We start from the raw sequence: 26,200 nt of genomic DNA, 5'->3' as shown, positions 1-26,200 counted from the left end.
GTCAAGCGAACATGTGACGAGAATGCAATTCCCATGGACCGCCGCGATACCACCAGCTCGCAAGCCCCGAAATTTCCACGGTTTTGGGCGAAAAATCCGCTTCCAGCGCGCGCAGCAAGGCCTTGGCGAGCACCGGCCGCACCTTGTTCTGGATGGTCACATGGGGCCGCCAGCGGCCCGCATCCTGGGGGGTAAGCAGACCTGCAAAGGCGTGGAGCAGCCCGGCTCGAATCGCGTCCAGTTCCGGTGCCTCGATCCGGTACGCCACCCCTTGCCCCAGCGACATCAATCCGCTCACCCGCGCGCGCGGCGCACGGATGCCGCGGGTCTCCTGGGCGAGACGATGCTTGAGCTCCTCCGCCACCGAGGGCGGCAGGTGGTGGAACAGCGTTAGGTGCGCATCGAGCTGGTTCCGCTCGGGCGGGAAATGCGCGCGGCGGAGCGAATCGAACGAGGCCTGGTCCTGTTTGCCGAACAGGGCAGTGACGATCAGCGGCGCAGGCAGCGGGGCCGGAGCCCCGCTCAAATCTCCACCTGGCTGCCCAGCTCCACCACGCGGTTCGTCGGCAGGCGGAAGAACTCCATCGCGCTTTCGGCGTTGCGCAGCATCCAGGCGAACAGCTTCTCGCGCCAGATCATCATCCCCGGCCGCGACGAAGGCAGCAGGGTCTGGCGGGCGAGGAAGAAGCTGGTCTCCATCATCTTGAACTCGGCGCCGCAGGCATCGACCGACTTGAGCGCTGCCGGCACGTCCGCCTCCTGCATGAAGCCGTAATAGAGGATCATACGGTGGAAGCCCTTGCCGAGATCCTCCACGACCAGGCGCTTCTCCTCCGGCACGTAGGGCACGTCGCTGATCTTGACGGTCAGCAGGATCACCCGGTCGTGGAGTACCTTGTTGTGCTTGAGGTTGTGGAGCAGCGCGTGCGGCACGCCGTCCGGCGTCGAGGTCATGAACACCGCGGTGCCGCGCACGCGGGTCGCGGCATTGGCGGCCGATTCGATGAAGATCTGGATCGGCATCGCGCTCTCGCGCAGCCGCGCGATCATCAGCTTGCGGCCCTTGGCCCAAGTGGTGAGCAGGGTGAAGACGATGAAGCCCACCATCAGCGGGAACCAGCCGCCATCGGGCACCTTGGTGAGGTTGGCCGCGAAATAGGCGAGGTCAACGGTGAAGAAGATCGCGAGCAGCGGAATCGCGTAGCGCTTCTTCCAGTGCCACAGGTTGAACAGCACCACCGCCAGCAGGCAATTGTCGATCAACATCGCGCCGGTGACGGCGATGCCGTACGCCGCGGTGAGGTTCGACGAGGTCTGGAAGCTGAGCACGAGCAGGATCACCATGATCATCAGCGCCCAGTTGATGATCGGAATGTAGATCTGCCCGGCGGTCGCGGCGCTGGTATGGTCGATCCGCAGGCGCGGCACGAAGCCGAGCTGGATCGCCTGCTGCGTCACCGAGAAGGCGCCCGAGATCACGGCCTGCGAGGCAATGATCGCGGCGGCGGTGGCGACGAACACCAAGGGCAGACGCAGCGCCTCGGGGGCGAGCAGGTAGAAGGGGCTGCGCAGCGCCTCCGCATCGCGGATCAGCAGCGCGCCCTGCCCCATATAATTCATCATCAGCGCCGGCAGCACGAACCACAGCCAGGAAACGCGGATCGGATTGCGGCCGAAATGGCCCATATCGGCGTAGAGCGCCTCGGCGCCGGTCACCGCCAGCACCACGGAGCCGAGCGCCAGGAAGGCGCGCAGCGGGTCCAGCATGAAGAAATGCACGGCATGGTGCGGCGACAGCGCCTGCAGCACGTGCGGGGTCTGGATCATGCTGATCACGCCCAGAGTCGCGATGACGAGGAAGTAGAAGATCATCACTGGGCCGAAGAACGCGCCGACACGCGCGGTGCCGGTCCGCTGGATCGAGAAGAGCATCACCAGGATGACGACCGCGATCGGCACCACCAGCCGGTGGAAGCCAGGCGCGGCAACGGCAAGGCCCTCCACCGCCGACAGCACCGAAACCGCCGGGGTGATCATCGAATCGCCGTAGAACAGCGCGGTCGCGAACACGCCGAGCAGCACGATCCCCTGAGTCCAGCGGCGCTGGCCGCCCCTGCCCGAGATCAGCGCGAGCAGCGCTAGGCTGCCGCCCTCGCCCTTGTTGTCCGCCCGCATAATGATCGTGACGTATTTCAGCGTCACCACCACCATCATCGACCAGAACATCAGGCTGATCGCACCCAGCACATGCGGGGTGTCGAGCGGCAGCTCGTGATGCTCGTTCGCGAAGGTCTCGCGAAACGCGTAGAGCGGACTGGTACCGATGTCGCCGAACACGATGCCGATGGCACCGAGCGCGAGTTTCCACGTCGGGTCTTGGCCGTGCTGGCCATGACCGACATGCGGATCCGATTCGGGGAGGAGCGCGGCAGCGTCTCCGGTCGCGGCGGTGTTCACCGATGCGACTGACGCTGAGAGTAGCGAACCGACCTGGCCATAGAGACCTGTGTTCTCATCATCATCAGGATGCGGGCAGTTAGCATGTGCAACATGCCCTATCAACAAGCGTGTCCAGGGGCGCTAGACGCACCAGCGCCGCGCCCGTTCCAACATCCCCCAAGATAGTCATCGCGCGGCGCCGAACAAGGCGTCGCCTTCCCCCCTGGTCGGCACCTCGCGCAGGACGAAACTGCTGTTGATCGTCACCACCCCGGGCAGCCGGCCGAGATGTTCGCGGTGCAGCCGCTCATAATCGTCGAGGTCGCGACACAGGATCTTGAGCCGATAATCCTGCCCGCCCGAGACCAGCGCGCATTCCACCACCCCGTCGATTCGCCCCACGGCAGCCTCGAACTGGGCGAGATCCTCCTCCACCTGCGTGCCGAGCGTGATGTCGACCAGCGCGGTGACTCGGAAGCCCAGCGTCCGGTAGCCCAGCCGCGCGCCATAGCCGCGGATCAGGCCGTTTGCCTCCAGCGCCTGGATGCGCCGGGTGCACGCCGACTGCGACAAGCCCACCACCGCGGCGACCTGACTCACCGGCGCGCGCGCGTCCATCGCAAGCAGTTTGAGGATTGCTGTGTCGATTCGATCCATTCCGCATGGAATGCGCGCAATGGCGTAATAAACGCAAGATCCATGCGTGCAGCGCTCGCCCGCGCTGCCTGCTTTGCAGGGATTCGCACCGCCATCTGCGATACAGTGCCGCATCCGAACTTAGGAGAGTTCCCATGCGCATCGGCGTTCCCAAGGAAATCAAGAATCACGAATATCGCGTCGGCCTAACCCCCGCCTCGGTGGCCGAGCTGGTCCATGCCGGCCACAGCGTGCTGGTCGAGACCAAGGCCGGCATGGGCATCGATTTCGACGATGCCGCCTATACCGCGGTCGGCGCGCAAATCGCGCCAGACGCCAAGACCGTGTTCGCCCAGTCGGACATGATCGTGAAGGTGAAGGAGCCGCAGCCGCAGGAAATCGCGCTGCTGGAGCCGCGCCACCTGCTGTTCACCTATCTCCACCTCGCCGCCGACAAGCCGCAGGCCGAGGGCCTGATGCAGTCCGGCGCGACCTGCATCGCCTATGAGACGGTGACGTCGAACTCGGGCGCCCTTCCCCTGCTCAAGCCGATGAGCGAAGTCGCCGGCCGCATGTCGGTCCAGGTCGCCTCGCACTATCTCGAGAAGGAACAGGGTGGCCGCGGCGAGCTGCTCGGCGGCGTGCCGGGCGTGGCACCGTGCAAGGTCGCGATCCTCGGCGGCGGCGTCTCGGGCATCAACGCCGCGCAGATGGCGACCGGCCAGCGCGCTGACGTAACGATCTACGACATCAACAACGAGCGGCTGGCCGAGCTCGACATGCATTTCGGCAGCCAGATCAAGACTGCATATGCCAGCAAGGCCGCGATCGCCGAGGCGGTGCGTACCTCGCAGGTGGTGATTGGCGCGGTGCTGGTGCCGGGTGCCGCGGCGCCCAAGCTCGTCACCCGCGACATGCTCAAGACGATGATGCGCGGTTCGGTGCTGGTCGACATCGCGATCGACCAGGGCGGCTGCTTCGAGACCAGCCGCGCGACCACCCATGACGATCCCGTGTTCGAGATCGACGGCGTGATCCATTATTGCGTGGCGAACATGCCGGGCGCGGTCGCCCGCACCTCGGCCTTTGCGCTCAACAACGCCACGCTGCCCTTCGTGCTGAAGCTCGCCAACCACGGTGCCGAAGCGGCGATGCAGGCCGATCGCCACCTCGCCAACGGCCTCAACGTCTCGGGCGGCAAGATCCGCCACCAGGCGGTGGCCGACGCGCTCGACCTGCCGTTCGAAGCCTGGGCGGGCTGAACCCCGCCCCTCCCGCCCGGGCTCCGGCCCGGGCGGCGCTACTCAGGCGGCCGCCGCCTGCTGGGGCAGATAGTCGACCAGATTGCCCAGGATGGCACGCGGCGACCGCAGCCGCGGATCGGCCATCGCCGCCAGAAAGGCGCGGAACTGCGGATGGGTCGGCGTAAACACCGCCTTCTGCGCATATTCTTCCGGCGAGAAAGTGCCCCAGTTGGTCATCTTGCCGAAATAGAGGCCCGTGACGCCGAGGCTCTCGGCCAGATCGACAGCCGCGCCCATCTCGTGGAAATTGTCCACCTGCACGGTGAAGCTGAGATACAGCGACTCCACCATGCCCTGCGCCAGCAGATCGGCGGCAAAGCGCAGATTTTCCTCCATCACCTCCCAGCGTGCGCCGCGGCGGAGCAGCTCGTGGGTATGCTTGGAGGCGCCGTCGATGCTGATCTGGAGCGACTGGACGCGCGCGTGCAGCGCCGGAAACTTCTCCCATTCGCGCGGCGTGAACAGCATCGCGTTGGTCATGATGCGGAAGCGCAGATCGGGATAGTCGTCCGGGGTCAGCCGCTCCATCAGCTGGCGGAAATTTTTGCTGGCGAAGGGATCGCCCGATCCGGTGATGAACACCGACTTGGCCTCGCGCAGCATCGGCAGGATCGCGCGCTCCTGCATTTCCGCATAGCGTTCGCGCGTGGCGGCATCGGCGGCCTGCTTGGTGGTGCGGCAGCTTGGGCAAGAGAGATTGCAGGTGACGTCATAGGCGAGGTTCACGTCCTCCGGACCGCCTGCCATTTCCGTTTCGCGCGCGGCAATCAGCGCCGCCAGGCCAGGCCACCGGGCCATTGCCTGCTGCTTCGTCGGCAGGGTGCCGGCCTGGATGTCGGGACAAGCGGTCTTGTTGCAGTGGCGATAGCTGCCGTCGTGGATGCTGGCGCGCACCGCCTGCGCCGTCGGCGAATTCCACACGCTTTCCCAGCTCGACGCACTCAGATCGCCCGCCGAGGTCGGCAGCCAGTTCGCGCAGCATTGGTGCGTGGTCCGCTCCAGGACATGGAGTTCGGTGAAGGGCTTCACGCAGAAGCGCTCCTCCAGCCGGTATTTGGGGTTGGCGGGATCGGCCAGCCCCTGGACGTGGAACAGGGCGCCCTGGAGCAGCAGCGAATTGCTCTGCATCGTGGCGGCGCGGGTCAGCCGCGCGACGGCGGCGGGCACCTGCCCCTGGTGCGCGTCGCACATCGCGACGAGGATCTCGAGCGCGATCGCCAGAAACAGGTCGATCTTGGGATTGCTGCGCATCGCCGCGGCGTGCGTATCGCGGATCACCGTGGAGAAATGCGGCAGCGCCTGGAGGAATTGGGGAAAGGCTGCCCAGATTTCCGGCCGGTCATCGATCTGGATCAGATCCTGCAACATGGTGTGCAGCATGTCCTGCGCCTGGCTGCGCGCGGCCTCCTCGGCCTTGGCGGCCGCTCTGGCGGCAGCATTGTGCACGGTCTTCTTCATGGCAGTCATCCGTCCCTTGAAGGCGCCGACGCGACGGCGCTCCTTCCAGTATAGAGGGTTGCCGAAGAGTCAGGGTTTGGCGGCCTGCGCTGCCGCGGCGAGCCCGGGATCCAGCTTCAGCATCACGGCGACCATGTCATTACGATAGCTCGCGGTCGGCGGCACCAACCGCAATGCCTTGCCCCATGCCTGTCTCGCCGCGTCAAGATCGCCGGATCGGGCAAGCGCAACACCGCGATAGAAGGGCGGTCCGGGATGGATCGGCGCGAGCGTCTCGGCCCTGTCGAAGGCGTAGCGCGCCGCCGGGGAGAGCTGGTCACCGTCATGCTCGGCAAGCGCGAGGCCGAGCCCGGACCAGAGCCCCAGATCGTTCGGCGCCTTGCGCACCGCGCCCAGCATGACCGTCGCGGCGAGCTGCGGCGCACCGGCGCGGGTCATCGCATCGGCGGCCATGAAGTAGCTGTAATCGAAGTTGAACCGGCCGAAGAGCCCTTCCCGTGCCGCGATCAGATCCGGATCGAGCGGGCGCACGCTGGTGACGCCTTCCACCGGATGATCAGGCAGGCCCGGCTGTCCCTGCCACGCATAGCCCGCGGCCGCGAGCATCACCGCCATCGCAGGCACCGTCCAGAAGCGCCACGGAAAGCGAATGAGTAGCAATAGCGCAATTGCGAGCAGCACAAAGCCGCTGAAGACCAGCCATCCCGTCATGCCGTCTTCCTCTTGAACAGGCGGCGCGCGATCAGCAGCCCGAGGGCGAGCAACGCCAGCGGGGCGATCCACAAGGGTGCGGTGATCCAGCTCAGCGGCGGGTCGTAGGTGACGTAGTCGCCATAACGCTCCATCAGCCATTTGCGGACCTGGGCGGGCGGCTCGCCCGCAGCGATCCGCTGGCGGACGAGTGCGCGCATTTCGCCGGCTATGTCGGCATCGCTGTCGGCGATGCTCTGGCCCTGGCAGACGAGGCAGCGCAGCGTCTCCATCAGCGCCTTGGCCTGGGCTTCCTGGTCCGGGTCGGGCAGCTGGGTATAGGCGAGCGGCGACGCCGGCAGCGTCGAATCCGCCTGCGCCGCGCCTGCCAGCAGCAGCGCCACGGGCAGCAGCGCCCGCCTCACTTGGCTTTCTCCAGTGCGGCGAGCAGCTTGGGCACGTCCTCCGCGCGGATGTCGCCGATATGCTGGTCGACGATCACCCCGCGGGAATCGATCACGAAGGTCTCCGGCACGCCCGAGGAACCGAGCGAGAGCTGCGCCCGCATTGCCGCATCGTCGCCGATCCGCGCATAGGGGTCGCCGTTGCGCGCGAGGAAGGCCTGCACCTCGGCTGCGGTGTCGCGCACCGCGATCGCATCGATCTGGGCGCCGGCCTGCTTGAGCTTGAGCAGTTGCGGCGCCTCGGCGACGCACGGGATGCACCAGCTGGCGAAAACGTTGAGCAGCCGCGGCTTGCCCTTGGGCCAGGCAGCGGTGTCGATGCCGGGCTTGCCCGGAACGATCGCGGGAAGCTGCAGCGTGGGCAGCGGCTTGCCGACCATCGCCGAGCGCACGATGCGGTCGCTCGGCTGGATCAGGCCGTTCACCACCAGCACGAAGACGAGGACGAAAAGGGCGAGCGGCAGCCAGATCAGCAGCTTCTTCATGCCCATTCCTCCCGCTCGCGCGCCTCTCGGCGGGCGCGGAGCACCCGCCCGAGCAGCGACAGAATGCCGCCCAGGGCGATCAGCCCGCCGCCCGCCCAGATCAGCGTGACGAACGGCTTCCACCAGAGGCGAAGCTGCCAGCGCCCTTCCCCGTCGGCGGCGCCCAGCACGGTATAGACCTGCCCGTCCCACAGGGTGGCGATCGCGGCTTCGCTGGTGTTGGTCGGCGGATTGGCGAAGAAGCGCTGCTGGGGGATCAGCTCGAAAGGCTCGGCGGTCCCGCGCTGCACCTGCAACCGCGCTTCCATCGCCGACCAGTTGGGGCCCACGGTGGGCCGTACCTCGGCCAGGGTGACCTTGAACGGGCCGACGGTGAGATTGTCGCCGATTGCGACGGCCGCCAGCCGCTCCTGCTTGAACAGCGTGTCCGCGGCCATGCCGGCCAGGCTCACCGCCACGCCGAGATGCGCGACGACCATGCCGTAGATCGGCAGCGGCGTGCGGCGGAGGTTGCGCTTCCACAAGGGCGCGACGCTCGCGGCGGCCAGCCCGAAGGCGAGCGCCAGCACCAGCACCGCGATCGGCGAGGTGAAGCCGGACAGCGCAAAGAACAGCGCAAAGGTCACGCCCGCCACGGCAACCGGAATGGTGAGGCGTGAGAGCAGCGCCTGGGCGGAGTCCTTGCGCCAGCGCAGCAGCGGTCCGGCGGCCGTGCCCGCGACCAAGAACAGCGCGATCGGCACCGCGGTCTTCTCGAAGAAGGGCGCGCCGATCGAGAGCTGCACGCCCATCGCCTGCGCAACCAGCGGGTAGAGCGTGCCGATCAGCACGATGCCCAGGATCACGCTGAGCAGCAGGTTGTTGAGCACCAGCGCCGCCTCGCGGCTGACCAGCTGGAAGGTCGCGCCTTGCGTCACCGTGCCGACGCGCGCGCCGAACAGCGCCAGCGCGCCACCGATGTAGATGCCCAGCAGCGCCAGCAGGAAAGTCCCGCGCGTCGGGTCCACGGCGAAGGAATGGACGCTCACCAGGATGCCCGAGCGGACCAGGAAGGTGCCGACCATCGACATCGAGAAGGCGACCACCGCCAGCATCAGCGTCCAGGCGCGCAGCCCGTCCCGCGTCGCCAGCACGTTGACCGAGTGGAGCAGCGCGGTCGCCGCCAGCCACGGCATCAGCGAGGCATTCTCCACCGGATCCCAGAACCACCAGCCGCCCCAGCCGAGTTCGTAATAGGCCCAGTAGCTGCCCGCGGTGATGCCGATCGTCAGGAAGATCCAGGCCGCCAGCACCCAGGGCCGCATCGCCTTGGCGAAGGCGGGGCCCACATCGCGCATCAGCAGCGCGGCGACCGCGAAGCTGAACGCCACCGAAAGCCCGACATAGCCGAGATAGAGCGTCGGCGGATGGAAGGCGAGGCCGGGGTCCTGGAGCAGCGGGTTGAGCCCCTGCCCGTCCGTCGGCGCGGGGTTGAGCCGTGCGAAGGGGTTCGAGGCGAAGGCGAGGAAGGCATAGAAGCCGATCGCGATCGCCGCCTGTGCGGCAAGCGTGGCGGAGAGCGTCTCCGCCACCAGCCGCCGCTCGAACAGCGCCACACCCGCACCGGCGACCGCCAGCACGGTCACCCAGAGCAGCATCGAGCCCTCATGGTTCCCCCAGGCGCCGGCCACCTTGTAGAGCATCGGCTTTTGCGAATGGCTGTTCTCCGCCACCAGCAGCACCGACATGTCCGAGGTGACGAACAGCCAGATCAGGATCAGAAAGGCCAGCAGCGCGAACAGCGCCTGGACCAGCGCGATCTTGCGGACGCCCGGCAGCATCGCGCCCGGATCGCCCGCGCGCGCGGCGGCGGCGCCCAGCAGCAACTGCGCGATGGCGAAGGCAGTGGCGAGCCACAGCGCCGCAAGTCCGGCTTCGGCGATCATGGCTCCAGCGACTCGCTCTTGTGCATCTTCCCCGCCATCTGGGGCGGCATGTAGCGCTCGTCATGCTTGGCGAGCAGATTGTCGGCGGTGAAGCTGCCGTCAGGCTGGAACTGCCCCTCGGCGACGACGCCCGATCCTTCGCGGAACAGGTCCGGCGTCACGCCGCGGAAACGCACCGGCACCACGTCCTTGCCGTCGGTGACCTTGAAAGCGATCGATACCCCGTCCTTGGCGCGAACCAGCGAGCCCTTCTCGACCATGCCGCCCAGCCGCACCGCCTTGCCGAGCGGCAGCGGCTTGCCCGCCACATCGCCGGGGGCATAGAAGAAGGCGGCCTGGTCCTTGAGCGCCGAGAGCGCCAGCAGTGCCGCGCCGATGATCGCCGCCACCGCCAGCAATGCGAGCGTCAGTCGTTGATGCTTTGCCTTCACGCGCGGCGACCCAGTGCGTCGGCGGTCGCTTCCGCGCGGCGCATCGCCCACCAGCTAGCCGCGGCGATACCGCCGGTGCCGAGCGCCACCACCAGATAGGCGGCGGTCACGAACCACCAATGGTTCATTGCGCCGCCCTCCGCCGCAGCCTGGCCTCGACCTTCTGACGTGCGAGCAATGCGCGCATCCGCATCAGCACGATCGCGCCGAACAACAGGCTGAAGCCCGACAGCGTGAACCACAGCGGCCAGAGCATCGAGGCATCGATGCTGCTGCGGGTGAGCCCGATGCTCTCCCCCTGGTGCAGCGTGTTCCACCACACCACCGAATAGCGAATGATAGGCAATAGCACCGTTCCCGCGACGCCGAACAGCGCCGGAATGCGCCCGTCGCCGCTCCGCTCGGCATCGGCGCGGGCAAGCGCAATCCAGGCGATATAGACGAAGAACAGCAGCAGCATGCTGGTCAGCCGGCCGTCCCATTCCCACCAGGTGCCCCAGGTCGGGCGCCCCCAGATCGAGCCGCTGATCAGGCACAACGCGGCGAACACCGCCCCCACCGGAGCAATCGCGCGCGCGGCGATGATTGCCAGCGGATGCCGCCAGATCAGATAGCTCAGGCACGCCAGCGCCAGGCTGCTCCACCCGCCCATGCCAAGCCACGCGGTCGGCACATGGATGTAGAGAATGCGGACGCTGTCCTTCTGCAGATAGTCGGCAGGCGTCTGGGTAAGACCAGCCCAGGCGCCGAACAGCGTCAGCGTCAGCCCGACCCAGAACAGGGCGGGCGTGAGCGGCCGGGCGATCTTGAGGAAACGCGCCGGATTGGCGAGGGCGTGTAGCATCGGCACGGCGCTGGAGTAGCCGGGTTTCTCCCCCAATTCCAAGCAGCGATTGCACGTCCCCGCCCCTCCTGCGCCTAGGGTTGCAACGCCGTGCAGGTTCCGCTACCCGATCCGCGTCATCTGGGGAGTAGCCAGCCGGTGCCGCGCGCACCGGGCGCCCGCGTCAACATACTTGGTCGAGAGGCCATGGCGCAGGCGGAGCCGCAAGGTTCGGGCGAGACCAATGGCGTCGCATCTCCGCTCGTGCCGGGCGGGGAGATGCGATGTCGTTGGATTCGCATCCGCCCGGCCCCGGAGATTTTCTTGGAAGCCCTGCTCACCTCCACCGCGGTGGTCGCGCTCGCCGAAATCGGTGACAAGACCCAGTTGCTGGCGATCCTGCTCGCGACCCGCTTCAAGCGGCCGGTGCCGATCATCTGCGGCATCTTCGTCGCGACGATCGCCAACCACTTCCTCGCCGCGCTGGTGGGCGCCGAGGTTGCCGGGCTGCTCGACAGCATCTGGTTCCGCTATGCGATTGCCGCCTCGTTCGTCGCGATGGGCCTGTGGACGCTGATCCCGGACAAGCTGGACGAGGAGGAAAGTACGAAGCCCGCGCGGTTCGGCGCGTTCCTCACCACCGCGATCGCCTTCTTCCTGGTCGAGATGGGCGACAAGACCCAGGTCGCCACGGTCGCGCTCGGCGCGCGCTTCCATGCGGTGCTGCCGGTGACGGCGGGGACGACACTGGGGATGATGCTCGCCAATGTGCCGGCGGTGTTCCTCGGCAAGGCGGTGATCGACCGGGTGCCGCTGACGACCGTGCACCGGATCGCCGCGCTGCTGTTCGTCGCCATCGGCCTGTGGCTCGTGGCACAGACGGCGGGGTGGCTCTGATAGCAAAAGACCCTCCCCGTGATGGGGAGGGTCTTTGAATTACCGCCCGATCAGGCGCTGGGCGATGCGGTCGGCGACTTCGCTCGACGGATCGCCGGTCGCGGCGCTTTCGTCCCACACCTGGTTGAGGCGCACCGGGATCTTCTCGACCCGGGCATCGACCTCGGAGCGGTCACCCTGCCCCAGATATTCGAGCGCGACGTTGATGATGCCACCCGCGTTGATCACATAATCCGGCGCGTAGACGATGCCGCGTGCGTGGAGGCGATGGCCGTCCTCGCGCGTGGCGAGCTGGTTGTTCGCACCACCCGCAACGACGCGCACATTGAGCGCCGCGATCGACGCTTCGGTGAGGATCGCCCCCAGCGCGCAGGGGCTGAGAATGTCCGCTTCGTGCGTCAGGATCGCATCGGCGTCGATCGCCTCGGCGCCCAGCTCGGCGGCCAGCGCCTTGGCGCGGTCGCCATGGACGTCCGCGAGGGTCAGCTTGGCGCCGTCCGCCGCCAGCAGCCGGGCGAGCCCGCCGCCGACCGAACCGACGCCCTGGATCGCGACGCGCACACCGGCCATCGAATCGACGCCCAAGCCACGCTTCGCCGCCGCCTTGACGCCGAGATAGACGCCGCGCGCGGTCACAGGACCCGGATCGCCGCCCGCGCTGCCCGCCGCCACCGGCAGGCCCGACACGTGCTTGGTCTGGGTCGCGACGACCTTCATACGGGCTTCGGACATGCCGACGTCCTCGGCAGTCACATAGCGGCCATGGAGCGATTCGACCGCACGGCCGAACGCTTCCAGCTGCGCATGGGTGACTTCCGCACCCGGCTTGTCCGCCAGGATCACGCCCTTGCCGCCGCCCATGGGCAGATCGGCCATCGCGTTCTTGTAGCTCATCCCCCGCGAGAGGCGGAGCGCATCGGTGATCGCGGCGCGGTGATCGGCATAGTGCCAGAAGCGCACGCCGCCGGCAGCCGCACCCAGCGCGGTCGAGTGGACCGCGATGATCGCGCTAAGGCCGGAAGCCCGATCCGAGAAGAGGTGAACGCCCTCGTGGTCGTCGAAATCGGGAAAGCCCCAGTCGGTGATCATGGATGGATCCGCGCTGCTATGAAGGGGGAAAGTGGGGCGACCAACGGGGATTGAACCCGCAACCTCTGGTACCACAAACCAGCGCTCTAACCAATTGAGCTATGGTCGCCGTGAAGGAGTGCGCGCTTAGCGGGCCCCGAAGCGGAGCGCAAGATCCTTACGCACCCTGCCCGCGGGAAATTTTCACCGCCTCCTCCGGCGTCGTGACCCCGGTGCGGGCAAGATGCCGCGCCGCGGAGCCGAGATTGGGGGTGCTGACAAAGGCGTGGCGGGCGAGAATCGCCGCGTCGCCGCCGTCATTGATCAGCCGGCGGATCGTCGCGTCGCCGCGAATCGACTCGAACACCCCCGTCTGCCCCGCGAATCCGGATCCCCCGCACACGACGCACCCCGCCGAGGCGTAGACGATAGCCCCGGGATCGAAGCCGAGCAGTGCCGAGACCGAGCCGGTGGCCTGCACCGGCTCACGGCATTCGGGGCACAGCCGCCGCACCAGTCGCTGCGCGATCACCAGGCTCAGCGCAGAGGCGAGGTGGAATGCCTCCACCCGCCAGGCCCGCATCTGCTGGATTGCCGCCACCGAATCCTGCGCATCGATACCCGCCAGTACCAGCCGCCCCGCCTGTGTGGCCTGCACCGCCGCCGCAGCCGTCGCGCGATCCTCCAGCGAATCGATTATTAGGATGTCGACATCCTGTTCGATGCCCGCGCGCAGCGTTTCCGCCGGGGCAACGACCGACGCGTCCGCGCGGCTAACGCCCGGCATTTCCGGCATTGCGCCACTCGCAACCGCCAGCGCAGGGCGGGTGCGTGACGCGGCAAGCGACAGCAGCGCCCGCAGCGTCGTGCTGCCGCCATGGCCCGGCGGGGCCGCCACCAGCACGAGTCCGGGCCGCGCCAGCACCATGCGCGCATGGTTCGCCAGCGCCGCGCTCATCCCCAGAGCCTCGAGCTCGCGGTGCCCGGCCTGGCGGGGCGCACGCTGCACCACCACACGCCGCCCCCGCACGACCGGCAGCACGAAGATGTCGAGCACCTCGCCTTCCCATCGCATCTCCCCGCGCTGCGGCAGCACGGCGTCGGGCGAAAGCCGCGCGGCGGCGACGATCTGCCGGAGTAGCGCGTCGCCTTCGGCTTGGTCGAGCGCACGAAAAGGATGGAGCAACCCCGCAGTGCGGAACGCGATCTCGATCCCCCGCGCGGTCGGTTCGAAATGGAGGTGGGAGGCCTCGATCTGCGCGGCCTCGGCGAGCAGCGCCGCCAGTTGCAGGGCGCCGGAAGGCGCTCCGCCTGCCGCTTCGGGATGCCGTTCGATGTCGGTATGCACTGTCATCCCTCTGCTGGATAAAGCCCGGCTACGCAGGCTTTGTGACAATCGACCTGCAGATTTATGACGGTCGCGCGTCCCGCTGGCATGCGCTGCAGGGTTTTGGCAGAAGTGACGCCATGCATGCACCCGTCCTTCCGTCGCTCGGCAGCGGCCACCCCTCCGAACCCGTCGTCGCGCGCATCCTATCCTATCCGGGCGTCCAGAAGGTGCCGAACCCGAAGGTGACGCTGTTCATGGTGCGCAACTTCCTCGACGCCGCGCAATGTGCGGCGCTGGTGGCGCGCATCGACGAAAAGCGCCGCCCCTCCACCCTCGCCAACGCCGGCGACGATTACGCCTTCCGCACCAGCGAGACCTGCGATCTCGCCGCCGAGGATCCGCTGGCGATCGACCTCAAGGCGCGCATCCTCGACTTCATCGGCCTCGACGGCGCGCATGCCGAGCCGATGCAAGGTCAGCGCTACGCCATCGGGCAGGAGTTCAAGGCGCACACCGATTATTTCGACTCCGACACCGCCGACTTCTACAAATTCTGCAATGTCTCCGGCCAGCGGACCTGGACGGTGATGCTCTATCTCAACCCGGTGGAGGCCGGCGGCGCCACCCGCTTCAAGGCGATCGACAAGGTCGTCCAGCCCGAGCCCGGCAAGCTGCTCGCCTGGAACAATCTGCGCCCCGACGGCACCGTCAATCCCGCGACGATCCACCACGCGATGAAGGTGCGTGCCGGCACCAAATATGTGATCACCCAGTGGTTCCGCGAGCGCCCCTGGAGCTGGTAACCTTGTCTCTCGAACGCCCGGAGGAACGTCCCCCGGGCGTTGCGATCGTAAGACCGGCGGCGATCAGAAGGTGGTGCTGAGGCCGATGCTGAAAATGCGGCCCTGCACATAGCGGTTGGCATAGACGATCTTGCCGCTGTCGAACGTCTGGCGCTCGCTGAAGCGCGTGCGGGTGAGGTTGCGGGCCTCCAGCTTCAGCTCGAACTGCGCGCCGCGGATTCCGAAGCCCTGCCGTCCGACGATGTCGAAGCGCACGCCCGGCCGCTCGATCACATCCGGCTGGAAGCCCGTGCCGGAAAGGTTGGACGGGCCGCGATTGGTCACGCGGTCGCTCGCATAGTTGAACAGGAAGGTCAGCTGGGAAAGCCGGCTGGTATCCTCCAGGCTCAGCTGCAGGTTCACCAGGTGATCGGACTGCCCGGTGAGCGGCGCGCCGTCGCGGAACTGGAGCGATGCCGGGCCGAAGCCGGCCGGACACGATCCGATCGTCTGGTTGAGCACATTGGGCGCGCAGCTGCCGTCCGCGGTGATCGCCGAATGCGTATAGGTGTAGTTGGCGATCGCGGTGATCCGGCGCGTGGCGAAGAAGGCGCCCTTCAGCCCTTCCAGCGGGATGTACTTCTGCACCTCGACCTCGCCGCCATAGAGCGTCGCCTTGGGCAGGTTGGTGAAGCCGGTCTGCAGCCGGTCGTCCGAGCCGGTGTAGAAGCCGACCTGCTCGATCGGGTTGCGGACCCGCTTGTAGAAGCCGGCGAGCGTGAAGCGCTGCTCGCGCGCGAAGAACCATTCGTAGCGCGCCTCGAAATTCTGGAGCGTCGAGTCGCGCAGCAGCGGATTGCCGAAGAACAGGCGGTCCGAGTCCGGATCGCGGAACTGCTGCGGCGCCAGCTCGCGGAACTGCGGGCGCGAGATCGTCTTCGCATAGCTGCCGCGCAGCTGCATGTCGGGCGCGAAGTTCCAGGTGAGCGTCAGCGCCGGCAGCCAATAGTCGTTGTCAAGGCGCGTCGACGGGCTGTCGACCGGCGTGACGAACTGCTTGCCCTTCTCGTAGCGCACGCCGCCGACGACCCGCAGGCCGTCGATCGCATCGGTCTCGGCCTGGAGATAGCCGGCATGGATGCGCAAGCCCGCGTCATAGGCATAGGCGCCCAGCGGCGTGTTGAACTGCAGCTGGATCGTGCACGCGCCGGTGCCCTGCTGCGGGCAGGCATTGTTCACCACGTCCGGGCTGAGCAGATAATCCGGGCGCAGCAGGTTGTACGGATAGCCCGGCGCGGTGCCGCCGCCGGTGCTGGTCTGGTAGTTGAACTGCAGGCGCCGCGAAAAGCGCTTGGTGTCCGAGTAGTAATAGCCGGTCGACAGCGTCAGCGGGATCGCGTCGGGCTTGTAGAAAAGGTCGCCCTGCCCGGTCCACAGATTCTCGTTGAGATCCGAGAAGATGATCGAGGCGAAGGGCGAGAAGCGCTGGGTCACCTGATAGGCGCCGTTGCACTGGAAGCCGCTCGCGCCGTTGCCACCGTCATAGGAAATCGGCTGGCCCGTGGTGGTGGTCGCCGAGCAGAGATAGTCGAACTGGCGCTCATAGGGCGCATTGCGCTTCGAATTGGCATAGGCGCCGCGCAGATCGAGCTTCACCCCGGTGAACGGGCGGAGTTCCGCCACGCCCTGCGTCTCGAACAGCTCGCGCTGGAACCAGTTGGTGTTCTGCTGGAAGCGCAAGCCGCTGGCATTGTTGTACACTTCCGCCGCCGCGCCGCGGCCCTGCTTCAGGACGTCGCGGATATAGACGTTGGTGATGCGAATGGTGTTCTCGCCAAAGGCATAGCCCAGGCCGAGCAGCCCGTTGGCGATCACCCGGTTGTCGGTCAGCAGCGTGCGGAAATCGTTGCGAAGGTCGCCATTGGTGTTGACGCTGTCCTGCTGGGTGATCAGCCGCGTGCGCCAGGTGTTGCTGTAGCCGAGCGAGGCGACGATGCCGAGCTGGTCCGCCCCCAGGTCGAGCGCCCCACCCCCGCTGATCTCCGCCGACCAGTTCGCCGGCAGCTGCGCGTTGCGCTGGAGCAGCGTGGTCGAGGCGTTGGAAAGCTGCAGCACCTGCTCGGCCGGGATAATGCCCGTGCCCTTGGGGGCGTTGCGGATGAAGTCGGGCACCGAGCGGGTGCCGTCGTCGAAGCCCAGCCAGTCGTGCTTGCCGCCATAATAGGTATAGCCGAGCTCGCTGGTGGTCGCGTCGTCGGCAGCGAGCGAGCCGCCGAAGGTGAGGAAATCCTTCTTCGGGATCGCCTTGGTGGTGAGGTTGATCACGCCGCCGCCGAACTCGCCCGGATAATTGACCGAATAGGTCTTCTGGACGAGCGCCGAGCCGACGATCGTGGTCGGGAAGATGTCGAGCGGTACCGAGCGGCGCAGCGGCTCGGGGCTCGGCAGCGGCGAGCCGTTGAGCAGCGACGAGGAATAGCGGTCACCGAGGCCGCGGACATAGACGAAGCCGCCACCGACCACGCTGAGGCCGGTGACGCGGCTGAGCGCGCCGGCAATGTCGCCTTCGCCGGTGCGGGCGATGTCCTCGCTCGACAGGACCGATACGACCTGCGGCGTCGCGCGGACGACGTTGGGAATGTAGCGACCGGTGACGACGATCTCCTGCGGCACGGAGCCGTCGAAGCCCGGCGCGGAGACCTCGACCGGCGGCTGCGCGTCCTGCGGCTCGGTCGTGTCCTGCGGGTTCGCCGCAGGGGCTGCCGGGGTCAGCGCGGGCGCAGCCGCGCTTTGGGCGAGCGCCGCCGCCGGCACGAGCTGGGACGTCAGAAGAAGAAGCGTGGCGTAGGCATGGCGTCGCTGCATGGCCGGGTCATCCAGTCTTGAAAGGTCGTGCGATGCCGGGGTGGTGGCGCGCACCACCCCGGCTCGGGTTCGCGGGTCCCTGCGGCCTCAGCGGCCGTTGCAGGCGAAGAACACCGAGTTGAACACCGGCGGGCCCTGGTCCTGCAGCGCGTCGTTCTTGGCGCGGATCGTCGAGCGATCGGTCGCGCTGGTCTCGCCGGCGACGAGATTGACACAGGCGACGTTCGACGGCGTCTTCACCACACCGTTGACGAAGGTCATGTCGGCGCCGCCCCGCAGGCGGATCGCCGCCGGGGCGTTCGCGGTCTGGAGGAAGGTGAAGTTGGCGTAGCGACCCCAGGTGCGGGGCAGCAGGTCTTCGGCGTTGTTCGAATCGATTTCGGTCGAGAAGGAGTCGGCCGTCGCGCCCGAAACCTTCTGCGCCGCGATCATGAACTGCATGAAGCCGCGCCAGCCATTGTCGACGTCGAAGCCGTCATCGTCTGCGCCGGTGACCGCGATGTACTTGATGTTCGCCGCGCCGCCGAAGATCTCGATGCCGTCATCGGCCGAGTTGTGGCTCTGGATGTGATCGAGCACCGTGCCCGAGCCCACCGCGCCGAGTGTCAGGCCCTGCAGCTCGTTGCCGTCCGAGATGGCGATGCCCGAATAGCGGATCTGGACATAGGACATCTGGCCGCTGCTGTCGGCATCGTTGGTACCGCCGTAGAAGCGGCCGGTAACGCCTTCGATCGCCAGCTGGCACGGCGTCGGATTGGTCCCGCCGGTGCCGGCGGCGCAGACCGCGGTGCGCGCGCGGCCGAGCAGGATGATGCCGCCCCACTGGCCCTGGGTCGCATCGCTCACGCCGTTGGTGGCGAGGTTCTGCTGCGAGGTGAAGATGATCGGTGCCTCGCGGGTGCCGACCGCCTGGATCTTCGAACCGCGATTGACCAGCAGCAGGTCGTTGGTCGCCTCGCTCGAATCCGCGGCGATGACGACGCCGGGCTCGATCGTCAGCGTCACGCCCGTGCCGCCGCTCGCGCCCTGATCGGTGCCGACTTCGGTCTGGCCGCGCAGGCGGTAGAACACGCCGGCGACCTTCGGCAGCGTCAGGTCGCTGGTGATCGCCGCCGGCAGACGGCAGGCGCGGAAGGTCTGCACCAGCCCGTCGTCGGTCGTACCCGTCGGGCAAGCCGCTGCAGAACCGCCGGTGCCGACCGCCGGCACCGCGGTACAGGCGGCACCGGTACCGCCGAAGTTCGCGGTGGTGGAGTTGCAGGTCCATTGCTGGAAGGCGGTGTCGGTCGGGCCGTTGAGCGCGCCAACATAGTTGGTGCTGGTGAAGAAGCTCCCCAGCGACGAGGGATCAAGCGCGGCAGAGAGCGAGGTGGCGGTCGCCGGGAACAGGCCGGTGATACCCGTGCTCGTGCCGTTCACATTGTTGTTGGTGCCGCCCTTCACCAGCGCGAGCTGCTCGTCGGCGGTGATCGAGATGCCGTTGACGGTGGTTTGGGCGGCGAACTGCGCTGCGGTGATGTCCGCGGTCGGCGCAGGGGTTGGCACGGGGGTGGGCGTCGGCGTCGGTGCGACGATTACGACGCTGCCTGCTCCCGGCGATGCCACATTGTCCGCGCCGTTGCAGGCGGAGAGTGCCGCCGTCGCGGCTGTCGTCATGAACATGAGGCCGTAGCGCTTGAAGCTCGCCATCGCGCAATTTCTCCCGTCTTCGTTGTGAACCGGGCGCGTGGCGATGCGTGCGATGCCCCTCTTGCGCCCAAGCGGGGCACTAGACGGAGCAAATGACTCGATGATGCGGATATGATGACAGATTGGAGACGTTAAAATTACACGTCCGCGACACCCGCCGCTTGCCGCCGCGCGGCGCGGGACGGCGCGGGACGGCGCGGGACGGCGCGCCGACATCGCCATCGCGGCAATGTTCAACCCAAGACGGTCGGCCTCCGCAAACTCAAAGCCCGGCGGTAAGTACCACGCCGATACAGACCGCCAGCCCTGCGATCGCCTGCCGCATGCTGAGCGCCTCGCGAAACAGCCGATGCCCGGCAACCGCGGCGATCGGCATTTCGACAACGCCGAGCGAGCGCACCGCTGCCGCCGGTGCCAGGTTGAGCGCGAAGAACCAGCCCGACGAGGCCAGCGCCCCGAACAGCCCGGCACCCAGCGATCCGCGCCATCCGGCGATCACCGCGCGCAAGGCGGCCGGATCGCGCCATAGCAGGAAAGCGACGAGGCCAACGGTCTGCACCGCCTGCACCAGTGTGACGCTGGTCATCGCCGCGAAGAAGGGGTGCGCCGGCTCCAATGCAAGCCCGGCATGGCGGAAGCCGTTGAGCGCAAGGCCGAACAACAGGCCGGAAAGCGTCCCGAACACCACGCCGGGGAGCAGCCTCCCCTCCCCGCCGACCTTGCGTGGCCAGACCAGCACCGCCAGCCCTGCGGTCGTCACCGCCACGCCCAGCCAGCCGAGCGCGCTCAGCGTGTCCCCGAACACCAGCAGCCCCGCCAATGCGGCGAGCGGCACCGAGCTCTGCTGGAGCGCGGTACCGACCGCGAAGCCGGCATGGTGCATCGCCTGGAGCAAGGCGGCGGTGGCGAGCACCTGCGCCAGCGCGCCGAGCAGCGCCGGCCACCAGAAGGCCCAGCCGAGATGCGGGTGGAGATTGGCCGGGCCGGCGAAAGCGATGGCGCCCAGCATCAGCGCGGTCGAAAAAGGCAGCCCGAACAGGAACCGCACCAGCGTCGCCCCCCAGGGTCCGCTGGACGCCATCATCCCGCGCTGAAAGGCGTTACGCGCCACCTGGAAGGCCGCCGCCGCAACCGTCGCCCCTGCCCACAACATCGAAACCGCCTCCTCCGCATGCCCCGCGCAGAGGTCGATAGAACCGGCGATCGGGTATGGAAGAGCGCCTAACGCTGCCCGTTGCACTGCACAACGAAAAAGCCCGCCGAACCTAGGGTCCAGCGGGCTTCTCTACATGGTGGGCGCGGCTGGGATTGAACCAGCGACCCCTGCGGTGTGAACACAGTGCTCTACCACTGAGCTACGCGCCCATTGGCCTTTGGGTGAAACCCTGCGGCCGAAACGGGAAGCGGGCCTTTACGGTGCCGATGCGGGCCTGTCCAGCCCCGTTTCGCACTCCGCTCGCAAATTTTTCGGTGCTTAGTTGACCGAATCCTTCAGGACCTTGCCCGGCTTGAACTTGGGCTGGTTCGAAGCCTTGATGGTCATTTCCTCGCCGGTGCGCGGGTTGCGGCCGGTCGAGGCCTTGCGCTTGCTGACCGAGAAGGTGCCGAAGCCGACGAGGCGGACTTCATCGCCCTTCTTGAGCGCGCCGGTGATCACGTCGAATACCGCTTCGACGGCCTTCACCGCGTCGCCCTTGGCCAGACCCGATACATCCGCGACCTGACCGATCAGCTCTTGCTTGTTCATGCTGGTGCAAACCCCCTGATATTGTGCGGGATACCGCGTTGATTGGATTGGATAGCCGAATGAGTCGCGGCGGCTGCGCTGGCGTGCGAGTCAGCACGGGCGAGCCGCCGGAGTCAAAGTCTTTCGGCGCGAATTGCGTCAGAAAAGTTACGTCATGTCAATGATGCAAAGCATCTCCGATCGCCGGCACGCCGACGGGCGGCTGGGTAGCGAGTTCGTCTGCATCGGACCAGTCGATTGCGGTAAGCGGCTCGGTCAGCGCAAGCCGCAAAACCTCATCGACGTGCGAAACCGGGACAATCTCAAGGCCTTCTCGGATGTTCGCCGGGATTTCCGCAAGATCCTTCTCGTTCTCCTCGGGGATCAGCACCATCTTGATGCCGCCCCGCAGCGCCGCGAGAAGCTTCTCCTTAAGCCCGCCGATCGGCAGCACGCGTCCGCGCAGCGTCACTTCGCCGGTCATCGCCACATCCTTGCGGACAGCGACGCCGGTGAGCGTCGAGACGATCGAGGTGACCAGACCGATACCCGCCGACGGGCCATCCTTCGGTACCGCGCCTTCGGGCAGGTGGACGTGGATGTCCTTCCGCGCAAACAGGCTCGGCTTGATGCCATAGCTCGGGCTGCGCGCGCGGACGAAGCTGAACGCGGCTTCCACCGATTCCTTCATCACGTCGCCCAGCTTGCCGGTCGTCTTGATCGCGCCCTTGCCGGGTACGGTGACGCTCTCGATGGTCAGCAGCTCGCCGCCCACTTCGGTCCAGGCGAGGCCGGTGACCGCACCGATCTGGTGCTCCTCCTCGCCCACGCCGAAGCGGTACTTCCGCACACCGGCATAGTCGGCAAGGTTCTCGGGGGTGATGGTGACCTGGGTCTCCTTGCCCTCGAGGATCTTGCGCAGGCTCTTGCGGGCGAGCTTGGCGATCTCGCGCTCCAGCGTACGCACGCCCGCCTCGCGAGTGTAATAGCGGATCAGGTCGCGCAGGCCCGCGTTGGTGAGCGTGAACTCACCGTCCTTCAAACCATGCGCATCGACCTGCTTGGCAACCAGATGGCGCTCGGCGATCTCGACCTTCTCGTCCTCGGTGTACCCTTCCAGCCGGATGATTTCCATGCGGTCGAGCAAAGGCTGCGGCAAGTTGAGCGAGTTGGCCGTGCACACGAACATGATGTCCGAAAGATCGATGTCGATCTCCAGATAATGGTCGTTGAACTTGCTGTTCTGCTCCGGATCCAGCACCTCGAGCAGCGCAGAGGCGGGATCGCCGCGGAAATCCTGGCCGAGCTTGTCGATCTCATCAAGCAGGAACAGCGGGTTCGAGGTGCCGGCCTTTTTCAGGTTCGACACGATCTTGCCCGGCAGCGAGCCGATGTACGTACGACGATGGCCGCGAATCTCGGCTTCGTCGCGCACGCCGCCCAGCGACTGGCGGATGAACTCGCGGCCCGTCGCCTTCGCGATGCTCTTGCCCAGCGAGGTCTTGCCCACGCCCGGCGGGCCGACGAGGCACAGGATCGGCCCCTTCAGCTTGTTGGTGCGCGCCTGGACCGCGAGATATTCGACGATCCGGTCCTTCACCTTCTCCAGGGCATAATGGTCCTGGTCGAGCACGCCCTGCGCCTCGGCGATGTCCTTCTTCAGCTTGGACTTCTTGCCCCAGGGCAGGCCCAGCAGCACGTCGAGATAGTTGCGCACGACGGTGGCCTCGGCCGACATCGGCGCCATCGTCTTGAGCTTCTTCAGCTCGCCCTGCGCCTTGGCGCGCGCTTCCTTGGAGAGCTTGAGCGTGGCGATCTTCTGGGTGAGTTCGGCGACCTCGTCGCCCTCGCCCTCTTCGCCCTCATTGCCCAGCTCGCGCTGGATCGCCTTGAGCTGCTCGTTGAGGTAGTATTCGCGCTGCGTCTTCTCCATCTGGCGCTTGACGCGGCTGCGGATCTTCTTCTCGACCTGCAGCACGCCCAGCTCGCCTTCCATGAAGGCGAACACCATCTCCAGGCGCTTCTGGGGATCGTTCTCGACCAGCAGCGCCTGCTTGTCGGCAACCTTGACCGAGATATTGGCGGCGACCGCATCGGCGAGGCGCGACGGATCCTCCAGCTCGCCCAGCTGCACCGCGGTTTCGGCAGGCAGCTTGCGGTTGAGCTTGGCGTAGTTCTCGAACTGCTCGACGACCGAGCGCATCAGCGCCTTCAACTCGGGGCTGAGGTCCTCGGGCTTCAGGTTGGAAACGGACTCGTCGACGCCTTCCTGGGCGACTTCGAGCGAAGTATCGCCCGCTTCCACCGCCTCGACATGGGCGGTGAGATAGGCGCCGGTCTCCTCGATCGAGAGCAGGTTGCCGCGCTCCTTGCCGGCGACGAGCACGCGCACGGTGCCGTCGGGCAGCTTGAGCAGCTGGAGCACTTCGGCGGAAACGCCGGTATCGTAGAGATCCTCGCGGCCGGGATCGTCCTCGGCCGGATCGAGCTGCGCGACGAGGAAAATCTCCTTGTCGGCAGCCATCGCCGCTTCCAGCGCCGCGACCGACTTGTCACGGCCGACGAACAGCGGCACGATCATGTGCGGGAAGACGACGATGTCGCGAAGCGGCAGGACGGGATAGGACTGCTTCATGAAAACTCCGGGTCTGCCCCGAGAAGGGGCACCATAGACCTTATATATGGGGCCTGGAACGAGCGCATCAATCGCGTGGCGGCATTAACCCAGATTGCGGTGGAAAACGCCAGCCTGCAAGCGCACTTCCGCCCCTCGCGTCGCGCCGTCGCATCGCTATCATGCCCGCCGATGAGCGATTCGCGGCTGGAACGGCATCGCGTGTTTCTGGGGGACGTGTTGAAAAGTTCGAGGATTGCGATTGCCGTGGCTGCGCTCGCGGCGACGATCAGCCAGGCACAGGCGCAGAAGCGCGGCGAACCGATTACGCCGACGACCCAGGCATCGGGCGGCGTGATTGCCCCCGAACGGGCCGCACTGCGGCTCGAGCATGTCGATCTCGCGATCGAAATACTGCCGGCCAGCTACGGCCTGCGCGGCACCGCTACGCTCACCCTGCGCACCAGCGCCCCGCAGCGCGAGCTGCTGATCGACCTCGACCGCAACCTGCCGGTCAGCGCGATCAAGGTCGACGGCAAGCCGCTGGCACCGGCGCAGTGGCGCAACCCCGAAGGCCGGCTATTCATCACCCTGCCCCGCCCGCTCAAGGCGGGCGACAAGGTGGTCGCCGAGATCGCCTATGGCGGCACGCCACATGTCGCGGTGCGCGCGCCTTGGGACGACGGCCTCGTCTGGGCGACCACGCCCGGCGACAAGAAGCCCTGGATCGCCACCACCGCGGAAGGCTATGGCTGCGATCTGTTCTGGCCGTGCCTCGATTTCCCCCAGGGCGAGCCCACGCTGGTCGACCTCCACATAACCGTGCCCGCCGGGCTGAAGGCCCCCTCCAACGGCAAGCTGTTGCGGGTGGAGACGCTTGCCGATGGCCGCACCACCTGGCACTGGCGCGCGAAGAGCCCCAATCCCTATGACGTAGCGCTCAACATCGGCCCCTATCAGGAGCTGACCGCCGAATATAAGAGCCGCTTCGGCAACAGCTTCCCGCTGCACTATTGGTACCTGCCCGGCCGCGAAGCCAAGGCCAAGGCCCTCTTCGCCGAGTTCGCGCCGACAGTCGATTTCTACGAGAGCATGATCGGCCCCTTCCCCTGGGGCGACGAGAAGCTCGGCGTGGTCGAGACGCCGCACATGGGCATGGAGCACCAGACGATCAACGCCTATGGCAACAACTACCGCAAGACGCCGTCCGGCTTCGACGAAATCTTCCAGCACGAGCTCGGCCATGAATGGTTCGGCAACCAGCTGACCGCGGCCAACTGGGACGATTACTGGCTCCACGAGGGCTATACCCAATATATGCAGCCGCTCTACGGCCAGTGGCGCGAGGGCGATGCCCGCTATGCTGCGATGATGGACCAGTATCGCCTGGCCATCCGTAACAAGGCGCCGATCGTAGCGGGCAAGATCCGCACCGAAGAAGAGGTGTATGAGGAAGACAAGGGCGGCCCCGGCCAAGATATCTATTACAAGGGCGCCTGGGTCCTCCACACGCTGCGCTACCTGATCGGCGACGATCAGTTCTTCGAAGCGACGCGGCGGATCGTCTATGGCCGACCAGACCCCAAGCCGGGAAATTTCCAGCCGCGCTTCGGCACCACGCCTGAATATATTGGCATCGTAAAGCAGGTGACCGGACAGGACCTGCAATGGTTCTTCGACGCCTACCTCTACCAGGCCGACTTGCCCGAGCTGGTGAACGAACGCACCGGCAACCGGCTGACGCTCCGCTGGAAAACGGCGACCGGCCGGCCGTTCCCGCTTCCCGTAGACCTGGCCATCGACGGCAAGCTGCAGCGGGTGGCGATGCTAGGGGGAACCACGACGCTTACGGTGCCGGCAGGCGCGCATGTGGTGCTCGATCCGAACGCACATATTCTCCGCCGCTCGGAAGCGGTGGAGGCCCTCCAGCACTGGACGAAAGAACGATGATCGCGATCGTGGCGCCCGCGCCCATCGGTTTACCGGCACTGGTCACGCTGCTGGTGGGGCTGGCAGGCTTCGTCGCGGCACTGCTATTCGTCCGCTTCCGGCGATATCGGCGTGGCGAGGCCGGGGCGCGGGTCAGCAGCCGATCTAGCCGGGGAATCTGGCTGCAGGGCGCGGGTTTCTTTCTCGTCGCCTTCGGCCCCTTGCGGCCGACGCTGCTGGCGGCATCGGCCGCCTCGCTCGGTCAGGCGGTCGTGGTAGCCTTGCTCGTCGGGGCCTGTATCTGGCTGTTCCTGTCCGCGGCGGCGGCGATGGGCAGCAACTGGAGCTTCGCGGCCAGAACCCGGCGCGACCATGATCTCGTCACCTGGGGGCCTTTCGCCATCATCCGGCACCCGATCTACACAGGGCTGCTGGCAATGCTGCTGGCGATGGCGACCGCCTTCGGCCACTGGCGCGGACTGATGCTCGGTCTGCCTCTGTTCGCCTGGGGCACCTGGATCCGCATGGTCGAAGAGGAAGCCCTGCTGCACGCACGGTTCGGCCCCCAATATGAAGCCTACGCGGCCCGCGTGAAGCGCTTCGTGCCCCGCATCTTCTGACCCAACCGGCATGGCTCCGCTTGCA

At 66.9% G+C, this 26,200-nt stretch carries 23 protein-coding genes, 2 tRNA genes and 1 riboswitch; of the genes, 5 read left to right on the top strand and 20 right to left on the bottom strand.

The features are described 5' to 3' along the window. Position 1: 1 nt before the first annotated feature. From ACTJKY_RS16700 to ACTJKY_RS16690, 3 genes are all read right to left on the bottom strand, one after another. The gene (locus ACTJKY_RS16700) at positions 2-526 is read right to left on the bottom strand and encodes a 2'-5' RNA ligase family protein (protein WP_440847235.1); all 525 of its coding nucleotides are present in this window, start codon (positions 524-526) and stop codon (positions 2-4) included. Next, positions 523-2,457, bottom strand: a complete 1,935-nt coding sequence (locus tag ACTJKY_RS16695; protein ID WP_440847234.1) for a potassium transporter Kup — start codon at positions 2,455-2,457, stop codon at positions 523-525. Before ACTJKY_RS16695 ends, ACTJKY_RS16700 begins: the two co-directional genes overlap by 4 nt. A gap of 168 nt (positions 2,458-2,625) precedes the next feature. Further along, complete coding sequence (locus ACTJKY_RS16690; RefSeq protein ID WP_440847233.1) at positions 2,626-3,096, bottom strand: Lrp/AsnC family transcriptional regulator; 471 nt, start codon at positions 3,094-3,096, stop codon at positions 2,626-2,628. 134 nt (positions 3,097-3,230) lie between these two features. Here ACTJKY_RS16690 and ald point away from each other — a divergent pair, with 134 nt between their 5' ends. Further along, positions 3,231-4,337, top strand: coding sequence for an alanine dehydrogenase (gene ald, locus ACTJKY_RS16685; RefSeq protein WP_440847232.1), 1,107 nt, complete (start codon positions 3,231-3,233; stop codon positions 4,335-4,337). 42 nt (positions 4,338-4,379) lie between these two features. On the opposite strand, the gene ACTJKY_RS16680 is transcribed toward ald, so the two are convergent. The 8 genes from ACTJKY_RS16680 to ccmC all read right to left on the bottom strand — a co-directional run bounded on the left by ACTJKY_RS16680 (position 4,380) and on the right by ccmC (position 10,676). After that, positions 4,380-5,837, bottom strand: coding sequence for a radical SAM protein (locus ACTJKY_RS16680; protein ID WP_440847231.1), 1,458 nt, complete (start codon positions 5,835-5,837; stop codon positions 4,380-4,382). Positions 5,838-5,906: 69 nt separating this feature from the next. Continuing rightward, a complete protein-coding gene (locus ACTJKY_RS16675) occupies positions 5,907-6,548 on the bottom strand; it encodes a tetratricopeptide repeat protein (RefSeq protein ID WP_440847230.1) in 642 nt (213 codons plus the stop codon). Continuing rightward, positions 6,545-6,952, bottom strand: a complete 408-nt coding sequence (locus ACTJKY_RS16670) for a cytochrome c-type biogenesis protein (protein WP_440847229.1) — start codon at positions 6,950-6,952, stop codon at positions 6,545-6,547. The genes ACTJKY_RS16675 and ACTJKY_RS16670 overlap by 4 nt, the downstream gene beginning before the upstream one ends. Next, positions 6,949-7,476, bottom strand: coding sequence for a redoxin family protein (locus ACTJKY_RS16665; RefSeq protein WP_440847228.1), 528 nt, complete (start codon positions 7,474-7,476; stop codon positions 6,949-6,951). The genes ACTJKY_RS16670 and ACTJKY_RS16665 overlap by 4 nt, the downstream gene beginning before the upstream one ends. Next, on the bottom strand, positions 7,473-9,401 hold the full coding sequence (locus ACTJKY_RS16660) for a heme lyase CcmF/NrfE family subunit (RefSeq protein ID WP_440847227.1): 1,929 nt from the start codon (positions 9,399-9,401) through the stop codon (positions 7,473-7,475). Before ACTJKY_RS16660 ends, ACTJKY_RS16665 begins: the two co-directional genes overlap by 4 nt. Further along, a complete protein-coding gene (gene ccmE, locus ACTJKY_RS16655; RefSeq protein ID WP_440847226.1) occupies positions 9,398-9,832 on the bottom strand; it encodes a cytochrome c maturation protein CcmE in 435 nt (144 codons plus the stop codon). Before ccmE ends, ACTJKY_RS16660 begins: the two co-directional genes overlap by 4 nt. Further along, entirely contained in the window at positions 9,829-9,960 is a 132-nt protein-coding gene (locus ACTJKY_RS16650; protein ID WP_354278363.1) for a hypothetical protein, read from the bottom strand. Before ACTJKY_RS16650 ends, ccmE begins: the two co-directional genes overlap by 4 nt. Further along, positions 9,957-10,676 carry a heme ABC transporter permease CcmC gene (gene ccmC, locus ACTJKY_RS16645; protein WP_440847300.1) on the bottom strand — a complete coding sequence of 240 codons (720 nt, stop codon included), beginning with the start codon at positions 10,674-10,676 and terminating at the stop codon, positions 9,957-9,959. Before ccmC ends, ACTJKY_RS16650 begins: the two co-directional genes overlap by 4 nt. A gap of 109 nt (positions 10,677-10,785) precedes the next feature. After that, positions 10,786-10,969, top strand: a riboswitch (yybP-ykoY riboswitch). Between the two features lie 10 nt (positions 10,970-10,979). Here ccmC and ACTJKY_RS16640 point away from each other — a divergent pair. Next, entirely contained in the window at positions 10,980-11,552 is a 573-nt protein-coding gene (locus tag ACTJKY_RS16640) for a TMEM165/GDT1 family protein (protein ID WP_440847225.1), read from the top strand. A 39-nt stretch (positions 11,553-11,591) separates the two neighbouring features. Here the strand turns inward: ACTJKY_RS16640 and ACTJKY_RS16635 are convergent, their stop codons facing one another. The 3 genes from ACTJKY_RS16635 to ACTJKY_RS16625 all read right to left on the bottom strand — a co-directional run bounded on the left by ACTJKY_RS16635 (position 11,592) and on the right by ACTJKY_RS16625 (position 13,974). Then, positions 11,592-12,641 (bottom strand): Glu/Leu/Phe/Val family dehydrogenase, encoded by a 1,050-nt coding sequence (locus ACTJKY_RS16635; RefSeq protein WP_440847224.1) that lies wholly within the window; start codon positions 12,639-12,641, stop codon positions 11,592-11,594. 32 nt (positions 12,642-12,673) lie between these two features. Beyond that, positions 12,674-12,750: transfer RNA gene (locus ACTJKY_RS16630), tRNA-His, on the bottom strand. Positions 12,751-12,798: 48 nt separating this feature from the next. After that, the gene (locus ACTJKY_RS16625) at positions 12,799-13,974 is read right to left on the bottom strand and encodes an ATPase, T2SS/T4P/T4SS family (protein ID WP_440847223.1); all 1,176 of its coding nucleotides are present in this window, start codon (positions 13,972-13,974) and stop codon (positions 12,799-12,801) included. Positions 13,975-14,087: 113 nt separating this feature from the next. Between ACTJKY_RS16625 and ACTJKY_RS16620 the strand changes: the two genes are divergently transcribed. Beyond that, positions 14,088-14,753, top strand: a complete 666-nt coding sequence (locus ACTJKY_RS16620; protein ID WP_440847222.1) for a prolyl hydroxylase family protein — start codon at positions 14,088-14,090, stop codon at positions 14,751-14,753. Between the two features lie 63 nt (positions 14,754-14,816). Here ACTJKY_RS16620 and ACTJKY_RS16615 read toward each other — a convergent pair whose 3' ends face one another. The 6 genes from ACTJKY_RS16615 to lon form a co-directional block, all read right to left on the bottom strand. Beyond that, positions 14,817-17,597 carry a TonB-dependent receptor domain-containing protein gene (locus ACTJKY_RS16615; protein WP_440847221.1) on the bottom strand — a complete coding sequence of 927 codons (2,781 nt, stop codon included), beginning with the start codon at positions 17,595-17,597 and terminating at the stop codon, positions 14,817-14,819. An 87-nt stretch (positions 17,598-17,684) separates the two neighbouring features. Next, complete coding sequence (locus ACTJKY_RS16610; RefSeq protein WP_440847220.1) at positions 17,685-19,286, bottom strand: hypothetical protein; 1,602 nt, start codon at positions 19,284-19,286, stop codon at positions 17,685-17,687. Between the two features lie 262 nt (positions 19,287-19,548). Next, complete coding sequence (locus ACTJKY_RS16605) at positions 19,549-20,439, bottom strand: DMT family transporter (RefSeq protein ID WP_440847219.1); 891 nt, start codon at positions 20,437-20,439, stop codon at positions 19,549-19,551. A gap of 137 nt (positions 20,440-20,576) precedes the next feature. Then, a tRNA-Val gene (locus ACTJKY_RS16600) sits at positions 20,577-20,651 on the bottom strand. A gap of 109 nt (positions 20,652-20,760) precedes the next feature. Then, positions 20,761-21,033, bottom strand: coding sequence for an HU family DNA-binding protein (locus ACTJKY_RS16595; RefSeq protein ID WP_064311555.1), 273 nt, complete (start codon positions 21,031-21,033; stop codon positions 20,761-20,763). A gap of 157 nt (positions 21,034-21,190) precedes the next feature. Beyond that, entirely contained in the window at positions 21,191-23,647 is a 2,457-nt protein-coding gene (lon, locus tag ACTJKY_RS16590) for an endopeptidase La (protein WP_440847218.1), read from the bottom strand. 171 nt (positions 23,648-23,818) lie between these two features. On the opposite strand from lon, the gene ACTJKY_RS16585 reads away from it, so the two are divergent. After that, a complete protein-coding gene (locus ACTJKY_RS16585; RefSeq protein ID WP_440847217.1) occupies positions 23,819-25,576 on the top strand; it encodes a M1 family metallopeptidase in 1,758 nt (585 codons plus the stop codon). After that, entirely contained in the window at positions 25,573-26,175 is a 603-nt protein-coding gene (locus ACTJKY_RS16580; RefSeq protein ID WP_440847216.1) for a methyltransferase family protein, read from the top strand. Before ACTJKY_RS16585 ends, ACTJKY_RS16580 begins: the two co-directional genes overlap by 4 nt. Positions 26,176-26,200 lie beyond the last annotated feature (25 nt).

The sequence above is a fragment of the Sphingomonas sp. 22176 genome (assembly GCF_052045505.1).
Lineage (GTDB): Bacteria > Pseudomonadota > Alphaproteobacteria > Sphingomonadales > Sphingomonadaceae > Sphingomonas.
The sequence above is the reverse complement of the archived record's forward strand: the minus strand, read 5'-3'. Positions and strand labels throughout refer to the sequence as shown.

What these genes read in the sequence shown, in the direction of transcription:
- ACTJKY_RS16650 (WP_354278363.1), bottom strand. Translation starts at nt 9,960, where the DNA reads ATGAACCATTGGTGGTTCGTGACCGCCGCCTATCTGGTGGTGGCGCTC.
- ACTJKY_RS16580 (WP_440847216.1), top strand. Translation starts at nt 25,573, where the DNA reads ATGATCGCGATCGTGGCGCCCGCGCCCATCGGTTTACCGGCACTGGTC.
- ACTJKY_RS16605 (WP_440847219.1), bottom strand. Translation starts at nt 20,439, where the DNA reads ATGTTGTGGGCAGGGGCGACGGTTGCGGCGGCGGCCTTCCAGGTGGCG.
- ACTJKY_RS16665 (WP_440847228.1), bottom strand. Translation starts at nt 7,476, where the DNA reads ATGAAGAAGCTGCTGATCTGGCTGCCGCTCGCCCTTTTCGTCCTCGTC.
- ACTJKY_RS16620 (WP_440847222.1), top strand. Translation starts at nt 14,088, where the DNA reads ATGCATGCACCCGTCCTTCCGTCGCTCGGCAGCGGCCACCCCTCCGAA.
- ACTJKY_RS16595 (WP_064311555.1), bottom strand. Translation starts at nt 21,033, where the DNA reads ATGAACAAGCAAGAGCTGATCGGTCAGGTCGCGGATGTATCGGGTCTG.
- ACTJKY_RS16660 (WP_440847227.1), bottom strand. Translation starts at nt 9,401, where the DNA reads ATGATCGCCGAAGCCGGACTTGCGGCGCTGTGGCTCGCCACTGCCTTC.
- ACTJKY_RS16585 (WP_440847217.1), top strand. Translation starts at nt 23,819, where the DNA reads ATGAGCGATTCGCGGCTGGAACGGCATCGCGTGTTTCTGGGGGACGTG.
- ACTJKY_RS16615 (WP_440847221.1), bottom strand. Translation starts at nt 17,597, where the DNA reads ATGCAGCGACGCCATGCCTACGCCACGCTTCTTCTTCTGACGTCCCAG.
- ACTJKY_RS16635 (WP_440847224.1), bottom strand. Translation starts at nt 12,641, where the DNA reads ATGATCACCGACTGGGGCTTTCCCGATTTCGACGACCACGAGGGCGTT.
- ACTJKY_RS16625 (WP_440847223.1), bottom strand. Translation starts at nt 13,974, where the DNA reads ATGACAGTGCATACCGACATCGAACGGCATCCCGAAGCGGCAGGCGGA.
- ACTJKY_RS16610 (WP_440847220.1), bottom strand. Translation starts at nt 19,286, where the DNA reads ATGGCGAGCTTCAAGCGCTACGGCCTCATGTTCATGACGACAGCCGCG.
- ACTJKY_RS16675 (WP_440847230.1), bottom strand. Translation starts at nt 6,548, where the DNA reads ATGACGGGATGGCTGGTCTTCAGCGGCTTTGTGCTGCTCGCAATTGCG.
- ACTJKY_RS16680 (WP_440847231.1), bottom strand. Translation starts at nt 5,837, where the DNA reads ATGAAGAAGACCGTGCACAATGCTGCCGCCAGAGCGGCCGCCAAGGCC.
- lon (WP_440847218.1), bottom strand. Translation starts at nt 23,647, where the DNA reads ATGAAGCAGTCCTATCCCGTCCTGCCGCTTCGCGACATCGTCGTCTTC.
- ACTJKY_RS16690 (WP_440847233.1), bottom strand. Translation starts at nt 3,096, where the DNA reads ATGGATCGAATCGACACAGCAATCCTCAAACTGCTTGCGATGGACGCG.
- ald (WP_440847232.1), top strand. Translation starts at nt 3,231, where the DNA reads ATGCGCATCGGCGTTCCCAAGGAAATCAAGAATCACGAATATCGCGTC.
- ccmC (WP_440847300.1), bottom strand. Translation starts at nt 10,676, where the DNA reads ATGCTACACGCCCTCGCCAATCCGGCGCGTTTCCTCAAGATCGCCCGG.